This is a genomic window from Leptolyngbya sp. FACHB-321 (assembly GCF_014695975.1).
Taxonomy (GTDB): domain Bacteria; phylum Cyanobacteriota; class Cyanobacteriia; order Leptolyngbyales; family Leptolyngbyaceae; genus Stenomitos.
In genome coordinates, this window is record NZ_JACJPI010000083.1 from 354,691 (window position 1) to 362,896 (window position 8,206).

Here is an 8,206-nt window from a genome sequence, read left to right on the forward strand (position 1 = left end):
TTACTGACTGCTAATCTCAGAATCTGTCGAGCTTTGGCTATTTGCTAACACGCTCAAGAGGTTTTCCATCCAAGCTCCAATACTTGACAGTATTGTCATCACCACTACTGATAATTGTCCTACCATCGGGGCTGAAACTTGCACTAGTGACACCACCCTGATGTCCTCTGAAAGTAACAATAAGCTTTCCAGTTGAGGCATCCCACAAATGGATGGTGCCGTCATCACCACTACTGATAATTGTCCTACCATCGGGGCTGAAACTCACACTAGTGACACCACCCTGATGTCCTCTGAAAGTAACAATAAGCTTTCCAGTTGAGGCATCCCACAAATGGATGGTGCCGTCATCACCACTACTGACAATTCTCCTGCCATCAGGGCTGAAACTCACACTAGTGACAGCATCTGTATGCCCTACTATTGTTCTGAACAATGCACCAGTTTCCGCACGCCACAACTTAATCGTGTTGTCATAGCTACCGGATGCTAGTGTCTTGCCATCAGGGCTAAAACTCACACTAGTGACAGCATTTGTATGCCCTGTCATCACTACCAATACCCTACTAGTTTCCTCCACACTCCATATCCTAATGGTTGCGTCAATGCTAGCTGATGCCAAAGACTTACCGTCGGGGCTGAAACTTAGACTCGTGATGGCAGACCCAGACCCGGTCCTACTTCTCAGTAATCGACCGTTAATATCCCAGAGGCGAAGTATACCATCTCTACCTCCAGATGCAATGTACTGCCTGTTAGGACTCACTGATATAGGTTCTCCCGGTCGAGAAGTTCGTATTTTGTTAAGCGTTTCTTGAAGAGTTTGTGTGTCTTGATTTACTGACGGTGACGTAGGAGGCGAAGAAGAAACCGAAGTTGGTTGAGAGTTTAGAGATTGCAGTGTGGGCTGCAATCTAAACAGGATGGACAACAAAATGAGCGTACCCCCAGAGATTGCAACGATCGATGCAATTGTGGTTAAAGGCAGTCTGATTAGACTATTTTGCTCAATATTCTTTGACAGCTTCCTATAAATTCCGTTTGGAATCGGTAAATTAATGCCCTCAACTCGCACTTGATTATTGGTATCAACTGCTTTAGCCATTTGGACAGTCGCGGCTTCTAAATTGCCCCGTATCCAATCAGTCATTGCTTGGGCATAAGCTAATAAGCTTTGAAACGCTTCTAGTGGTTTCTCTGAAGTCTTCAGCAGGGCAGTCATGCGAAGCCACTCAGCTTTATCACTTAACGGTATTAGAGTGAGTAACGCTGCAATCTGGTGGGCTGCTTCTGATGGATTTTTGTAGGCTAATGCTCTCCACTGCTGACTTGTTGCTAAATCCTGTGCATCTAAATCTGAGTTGTCTAATTGCTGCTCGACATACACTATGACAAAATCAGCCAATTCTTGAACGCGTTCTAAACCAAAACGAGAATCACTCTGTAATTGAGTTAATAATTCGTTGCGAATTACCCCATCCATTTCATAAAGTTCATTTCCAACTTCTTGGCAGAGGTTAGACAGCATTAAGTCAGCGACCGCAATCCAAGGAATCTCGATCGCCTCACCGTGAGTATCTCGCTGAAAGTTTGCCCAGAGCGAATACAGTAGGTCGGGAGTGAGTGCGAGAGGTAGAGCAGCATGACAAGCTAGACAGAAGTGCCCCTCACCAAAGCGTTGACGAAAGGCTTCAATACGTCGGGTTGTTGATCGCGTCGTAGCATTGGCGGAGGACCATCGTGTGCTGGTCATTTTTGCCCTCCCAGCAGTGCGGCTAATGAATGGTGACGACCACGCAAGGCATTGATCGCCTCATCCAACCCCTGTCGAGTTGCCTCAAACATGGGTACATGCAGGGCAATTTCTCTGGCAGTGCTGGTACTCCATCGAGACTTCGGCATCGGGTTCAGCCATGCCACATACCGCACATGTTGTTTAAGCTGTTGCAAAAACGTAATGGTCAAACCCGCCCGCTCAAGGTTTAATCCACCCCGCGACGCGCCTGCATCACTAAAAATTAATACGGCGGTGCGATCGCGATGAAACCCTCTCAGCACGTTCTTAATAGGTTCCGCCTCTTGATGCATCGGGTCGTTGTAAAGGTAGTCAACAGGGCAGTTATGGAAGTAGTACGCTCCGGCTTTACTTAATCGTCCTCCCCGCAAGGCAGTTTCCACTAGACGGGCTGATAGCGAATGAAACGGCACCATCGAACCATCCTGATCAATCAGCAGAATTAATTCTGTGTGATTGGTGCGCCGAGATATTAGCACAGGATTTAATAGCATTCCTTCTCTGGCAATCCGCTGTACCGTCCCTTCCACGTCCAATTCTGTTACAACGCCTTCTCTTACCATGCGGCGCAGATGCCGCCAACTTTGCTTCATTTGTCGTTGAGTGACAGGCAGATAATCGCTTGAAAGGATGAAGCGATCGCGAGAGCGATCAGTATGCTTGGTTGTGATTTGCTGTACCGCTTGAGCAACCTGCACTGCATCATGAGTTTCACGCAGCAACTTAGAAGCAACTTTGGCACTGGTATCAGGCGTTGCTGACTCAGAAGGCTGTGTTTTATTTTTACGGCGGCGGAGCATCCAAAGTCTAAAGAGCCAGAATGCTCCAGCAGTCAAAGCCAAGAGCAATAACAGTAGCCAGACGAATCCATTAGGAAACTGTTGCTGTGACGTTCTAGGTTGTTGCTGAGCCGTTTGAGGCGTAATAGGGGCTGATGAGGGTGAAGGAGCGACCTTTACTTCTTTGGGTCGTGAGTTGTTCCATCCGACAAATACAATTCCCACAATGAGCAGACTGCACAATCCAATTGAAAGAGCGATAAACGTTCTTTTACGTTTCTGGAATTTGTTTGTAATCTTTGTCTCATCCTTAGCATTCTCTGTCTGTGGTTTAGCGGTACTCTCAATCAATTGTTCAAAGTAGTAGTCAAACAATCGTTGCTCATCGGGTGATCGTACCCATAAAGTCTGACAAAGCCGGGCAAGAGCCGCACGATCGGGTAAGCCGTAACCCTTCTGTAACGCATGTACCGCTGCCTCATAGTCTGGAATGCCAAGCGGCAATCCAGCTTCACGCAGGCGGGTAAATAGCTCTAGCAGTGGCAACTCATCCACGTTTGCCCAACCTCAAATAGCGGATGTGGTCTTCCCAACTCTTCAGCAACACACCCGCAAAGGGCAGTTGCCCGCCTAGATGCCCCAACGCCTCTTCTTGCGGATAGCGACGCAACACCTGAAACCAATCAATCAATTCACTGGTACTCACTTTCTTGCCCGACTCACCCTTATCTCGCTTCATATCTTCCCGCAGTTGGAGAAAGCGAGCCACGGCTTGATGGACTAGAGTTTCGGGCGTTGAGGGAAAGCGCGAATGGATGATTTGAATGAGGCGATCATGGTCTGGAAATTCAACGAAATGAAATAGACAACGGCGTAAAAAGGCATCCGGTAAGTCTTTCTCGTCGTTGCTAGTGATAAAGACGATCGGCGGCACCTTCGCACAAATCGTTTCCCCCGTTTCTTCCACCAAAAACTGTTGTTTATCGAGTTCCAGCAGCAGGTCATTGGGGAAATCAATATCTGCTTTGTCAATTTCATCGATCAGCAGCACGGTTCGCTGCTCATTCAAAAACGCACGACCTAATGGTCCCCAGCGAACATAAGTGGTGGGATCATCTGCCTTCCGGATCTGTTCCTCGTTGAGGCGACCCGAACCTGCCAGTTGAGCATCCCGTAAACGTCCCACCGCATCATAGGTATACAGACCATCCCGTGCTCGACTGGTCGATTTAACGTACCAACTTTCTAGTGGCAACCCCAATTCATCGGCAACCGCAGAAGCCAGTTGAGTCTTGCCGCAACCAGGTTCACCCTTGAGCAGCAGCGGACGCTCTAAATAAATCGCCAGATTCACCGCCTCGACCAATTCTCGGCTGGGCAGATAGGGCAACCCGTCAGTGGCTTTGGGCTGAACCGTTCCCACGTATTCCAGGGATGCGCTTACAGTTTCAACCATTTTTCCTCGTTCTCATACCAATCAGAACCTGCCTGCCGACAAATTTCGTCTAACGTGGGTTCTGGAATGCCGTAATCGCTGTTCTCCAAAATATCTTGCACCGTTTCGTCAGGTTCGTCTAACAGATTAATTGGTAAATCATCGGCTGAAAACTCTAACCAGCTCAGCAATTCGTTCTCCGTAAACTCACCAATTACCGGCAGCTTCACAGGAATCACAGGTTGCCATGAGGCATCAAGTTGCTCAGCAAAGGGAACCTTCCAGTTACCGACACAGCCGTCATAGTCCACTAGAAACATCAAAAGCCTGTAAGCGCTCTCTGGTTCGCCCTCGGACCAGGCTCGGGCGGTCAGTGGCATCCAGAAGTCTTGCAGCAATTCGATCAGAAAGGCTTCCGGCAAAAAATCAATTTCATAGAGGATCAGCAAGACATTTTGCGTCTGCCACCATTGATAGACGCGATCAACAATGTCTGCGATCTTGCCTTGCCGACCCAGCCCAACACGCCCAGCTAGTTCTCGCCACAGGGCAGCAACGTCACTTCGTCGTGCAATGCGGTTCAGATTCAGCTTAACGACCTTACCTGTGATACTGTCTCGCGTGTGCTGGACTACAAGGCGGTTGAGCAACCACCGTTGCCCGCAATCAGAAGCGCCATGAATCAGAAAAGCGGCGATTGGGTGACTTTGGACAAACTTGCGAAAAATTTGAACTTGCTTGCGGTATCCCAGTTTCAGAAGCGCCTGGTAGAGTCGTCCATCCTGCGACAGCCTGTCCATTTGAACCAGCCGTTGCTCTAATGACTCCAGTTCTACATCAACCTGCTCAATTTGCTTTTTCAGTTGAAATTGCATACTGGGGTCAGCCGCAATGGCGGAGCTTCGCCCCAATTCCAACCGCTTCTCGCTGAGCAGGCTGAACTGTTCTTGTAATGCCTCTCGTTTTGCTTGTAACGGATCAAGTCCTTGCATTGAGGAAGCTTAACAGAATTAACTTCTACAATCACCTTGTCTCTGTCCAACTCAGCATTTCCTACGCAAGCCTTAATACCAGGTTTGCGAACCGCGACATTCTTTCTAAGCTAATAACTTCAGCATTCAGAAGCTGTCCGATCCATTCAACAATAGTGGGCAGTGCGCCCTATGTTCCTAAACTAATGTTCATCTGCTTCTTAAGTTAAAACCGCACAGCCGCATTCGCCTCAAACGCTGCATTTCGCCTCAGTTCCAACCACTTCTGACTTAACAGGCTGTGCTGTTCTTGAAGTGTTTGACGCTAGGGCTGCAATAGGTCGAATTGCGACATTGAGCGATGTCAGCTAAACACTCAGCGCATACCTGTATTTTCTACCGTTATAGCTTTAATTTAAGTGTAAGTTTCTGCTTCAGTCAAATCCTTTCAACCGCAAGCGTTTAAGCCTCACTGCGATCGCTGCCTTACGTTGGTAAATGCTAAATAGTTCGCTGCTGTTTCTACGTCATCCCAAATCTGCCTGATCATTGGACGCGTCCTCAACACCGTAGCGGACAAAAAGGTCAGAAACCTTGATAGTGAGGGCTTTTGCTAGCTTCTCAATGTTTTCCAGAGAGGGGTTGCGATCGCCCCTCTCAATATCTGAGACGTAAGTTCTGTGAAGCTCGGCACGTTCGGCAAGCTCCTCTTGGGAAAGGTCTAACTCTCGGCGTCGCCGCCTGATAGCCTTTCCAAACCGCTGTTTAACATCTGACTGGCTTTTGTCTCCCACGGGACAATCGTGGGGAAATGCAGCTAACAAGTCTACATGAAATAAGTGACTTTATGTAGACTATAAGAGTATAATTGCTTTGTACTGATTGAACTAAGTGCTGAAGGATGTTCTCGACTCTCCCCCAAAAATTCCCGCATGGGATTGGTCAACCGAAATTTTCGATTGGCGATCGTGCCCGCTTTGTCCCCCTACCTACCGAAGATTACGGCATCATCATCGGACTCCAGTTCGTACCAGCGGCACACCTTCTGGGTTGGGGCTGGCGTTACACACTCTGGCTTGATCCCCAGTCACCCAGTCGTGCTTGGACTGACTCAGACCTGGTCTGGGAAGACGACCTGCAACGTTTCACGCTTGACTCGGCTGACCCTTTGTCCCAGGAGCAACCCGCATGACCCCGCAAGCCTTAGGCAAACGCGAACTTGCTCTGCTGCACTTTTACTGTGGCTGTCAGTTCAGCATGACCCCGCATGCGTTCTACGCTCGCTGGGGCGTCACACATACGCAAATCGCTCAAATTTGTGGCGTGAGTGAAGCCTCGGTAGACCGCTGGTTCTCACACGGCAAGCACCGTCGTGTGGCTGAAGTCAGGTACCGCCGCAAGCTGGCAGAGATGCATTTTATCTGGGAGCACTACGAGCGCGTGCCCCTGGAACTGGTCGCTCACATCTGCTCACCCCCCCGCAATGGTCAAGTCCCCTCACCGTGATAGGAACCATTTCCCTTGTACAGCAGGGCTGTTTTATGGTGAGGAAACCCCGCACTCAACCCAGTGGCTTTGTGATTGAAATTTCCCTGGAAAAACGTTGTCTCCACATTGACCGCATCACCGGTGCGCTCGCCCAGGCTGCCTACAGTCGGTCTGCCATGAAACCCGAACTGCTGACACGGCTGGAGCAACTAGCGGCTCCCTATGCGCCCCTCCCCTCCTGGTCAGTGCATCCCAATACCATCCGTGCCTTGGTGCGGCGCTATTCAGAACAGTCTGCCTTTTACCCGCTGGAAGAAATGGCGCAGTGGCTTGCCTACCAGCGGTACGGGCTGTTCCTGCTCCCAGGGCACCAACCCCTCTTCTATGCCCGCACAGAGCATAAAACCATCTGCCCTAATCGTAGTGCCACGGCGGCACTCGGTGAAGCCTGCTTGGGTTTGGTGATGCAGTACCTTTACCAGAGTCGGCTCTTAGCGAGACCCACTGCCGATTATCCGGATGCTGTCTGCGCTCACCCCACAGACCAGACGCTCTACTTGGGCGAGGCAAAAGCGACGGCGGCGCAGACGGTCGATGACATCAAGCGCGTCATTGACAGTGAACTACCACGCTTCATCCCCTTTGTGGTGGCAGCCAACGCCTTAGACAATACATCCACTAAAGTGCTGGGGCTACTGGTCGGGACCACGATCTTGAGCAGTGACCAGTGGCATTGCGCGATTTCCGAAGTACAGGTTTGAAGCTGATGGTACAAGCGATCTCCGAACATGAGTTTATCCTGCAACAAGTGGTGCGTATGCTGCTCGAAAACACAGAGACTAGCAATGACAGCAATCTGGTGCTGCAACTAGCACTCACTGAACTGGTGAAGCAGGTGATGCGAGAACTGGCGCAGGCTGGTGCAGCCGACCATCTCCAGGGCAACCTCTTGCAGACCGCGATCCAAACCACCACGCAACTGCTGGAGGCACGGGCAGCAACAGTCAATCAGGGCGACCTGTCCCCTTATTGGGCACGGATCGCCCGCTCGCTCCGCTGGGTTGCTAAAGAAATGACTACGTTGGGGTTGCGGCTCCAGGCAGCACGACAGGGTGAAGTGATGCGTGCGCCCAAGGTTGTCTATGCTGCCCCCGTCCCGTTTCAAATCACTGAGTTGGGGTCACGGGGTTATCCAGAGGGTTTGATTGTCCACCCCCTGGCAGACTGCCGTTTAGATCTGGAGCAAGTCCCGCAGTCCTACCGGGTAAGAGCCAGCCGGGGTTATCCGTGGGAAGTGGAAAGTGAGGGGATCACGTTCGTGGTTGAGGCAGATAGCAGCATCATCACTTTTCTGGAGGGCTTTCCTGACGCTGTGATTGAGCAGGCAAAGTCAGCGTTAGAGCAGCTTGCCCATGACTTGTATGCACCAGTGGAAGCTGAATGAACTCTTTCGTTGGCATTAAAAGCGGTAGCTAATCTCAAATGATTTTGGCTCAATTACGGTGAACAGGCAATAACAGAGAATCAGTTTGTAAACCTAATTAAGCTGAACCAAAAATAGTCACCAGTCTGTAAGTTAAAACGTAATATTGCCAATAGTTCAAGGAAGGCTTTATAAGAAATAGGGTAGTGCTCAAGATGTAATGATAGAGAAGTAGAGTTGTTCTCCTCCTATGCCTGCCTGCCCCCTTTGTGCGTCCGTCAAAACGGTCAAGAACGGACGTATCCACAATGGTAA

General features: G+C 50.0%; 9 protein-coding genes. 4 read left to right on the forward strand and 5 right to left on the reverse strand.

Translation table 11 applies throughout. The features are described 5' to 3' along the window. Positions 1-37 precede the first annotated feature (37 nt). The 5 genes from H6F76_RS26910 to H6F76_RS26930 all read right to left on the reverse strand — a co-directional run bounded on the left by H6F76_RS26910 (position 38) and on the right by H6F76_RS26930 (position 5,774). A complete protein-coding gene (locus H6F76_RS26910) occupies positions 38-1,753 on the reverse strand; it encodes a WD40 repeat domain-containing protein (RefSeq protein WP_190512911.1) in 1,716 nt (571 codons plus the stop codon). Continuing rightward, positions 1,750-3,129 (reverse strand): hypothetical protein, encoded by a 1,380-nt coding sequence (locus H6F76_RS26915; RefSeq protein WP_190512913.1) that lies wholly within the window; start codon positions 3,127-3,129, stop codon positions 1,750-1,752. Before H6F76_RS26915 ends, H6F76_RS26910 begins: the two co-directional genes overlap by 4 nt. After that, complete coding sequence (locus H6F76_RS26920) at positions 3,122-4,030, reverse strand: MoxR family ATPase (RefSeq protein WP_190512915.1); 909 nt, start codon at positions 4,028-4,030, stop codon at positions 3,122-3,124. Before H6F76_RS26920 ends, H6F76_RS26915 begins: the two co-directional genes overlap by 8 nt. Continuing rightward, positions 4,015-5,001 carry a hypothetical protein gene (locus H6F76_RS26925; protein WP_190512917.1) on the reverse strand — a complete coding sequence of 329 codons (987 nt, stop codon included), beginning with the start codon at positions 4,999-5,001 and terminating at the stop codon, positions 4,015-4,017. The genes H6F76_RS26920 and H6F76_RS26925 overlap by 16 nt, the downstream gene beginning before the upstream one ends. Positions 5,002-5,507: 506 nt before the next feature. Next, positions 5,508-5,774 (reverse strand): helix-turn-helix domain-containing protein, encoded by a 267-nt coding sequence (locus tag H6F76_RS26930; protein ID WP_190449875.1) that lies wholly within the window; start codon positions 5,772-5,774, stop codon positions 5,508-5,510. A gap of 107 nt (positions 5,775-5,881) precedes the next feature. On the opposite strand from H6F76_RS26930, the gene H6F76_RS26935 reads away from it, so the two are divergent. The 4 genes from H6F76_RS26935 to H6F76_RS26950 are packed head-to-tail and all read left to right on the forward strand — an operon-like array spanning position 5,882 to position 7,912. Continuing rightward, complete coding sequence (locus H6F76_RS26935; protein WP_190512919.1) at positions 5,882-6,172, forward strand: hypothetical protein; 291 nt, start codon at positions 5,882-5,884, stop codon at positions 6,170-6,172. Beyond that, entirely contained in the window at positions 6,169-6,486 is a 318-nt protein-coding gene (locus H6F76_RS26940) for a helix-turn-helix domain-containing protein (RefSeq protein WP_190512920.1), read from the forward strand. Before H6F76_RS26935 ends, H6F76_RS26940 begins: the two co-directional genes overlap by 4 nt. Positions 6,487-6,521: 35 nt before the next feature. Next, positions 6,522-7,229, forward strand: coding sequence for a hypothetical protein (locus H6F76_RS26945; RefSeq protein WP_190512922.1), 708 nt, complete (start codon positions 6,522-6,524; stop codon positions 7,227-7,229). Beyond that, positions 7,196-7,912 (forward strand): hypothetical protein, encoded by a 717-nt coding sequence (locus H6F76_RS26950; protein ID WP_190512925.1) that lies wholly within the window; start codon positions 7,196-7,198, stop codon positions 7,910-7,912. The genes H6F76_RS26945 and H6F76_RS26950 overlap by 34 nt, the downstream gene beginning before the upstream one ends. Positions 7,913-8,206: the final 294 nt, after the last annotated feature.

Bases quoted from the DNA above. Each gene is read 5' to 3' on its own strand.
- H6F76_RS26935 (WP_190512919.1), top strand. From the start codon at position 5,882: ATGTTCTCGACTCTCCCCCAAAAATTCCCGCATGGGATTGGTCAACCG.
- H6F76_RS26920 (WP_190512915.1), bottom strand. From the start codon at position 4,030: ATGGTTGAAACTGTAAGCGCATCCCTGGAATACGTGGGAACGGTTCAG.
- H6F76_RS26925 (WP_190512917.1), bottom strand. From the start codon at position 5,001: ATGCAAGGACTTGATCCGTTACAAGCAAAACGAGAGGCATTACAAGAA.
- H6F76_RS26945 (WP_190512922.1), top strand. From the start codon at position 6,522: ATGGTGAGGAAACCCCGCACTCAACCCAGTGGCTTTGTGATTGAAATT.
- H6F76_RS26910 (WP_190512911.1), bottom strand. From the start codon at position 1,753: ATGACCAGCACACGATGGTCCTCCGCCAATGCTACGACGCGATCAACA.
- H6F76_RS26940 (WP_190512920.1), top strand. From the start codon at position 6,169: ATGACCCCGCAAGCCTTAGGCAAACGCGAACTTGCTCTGCTGCACTTT.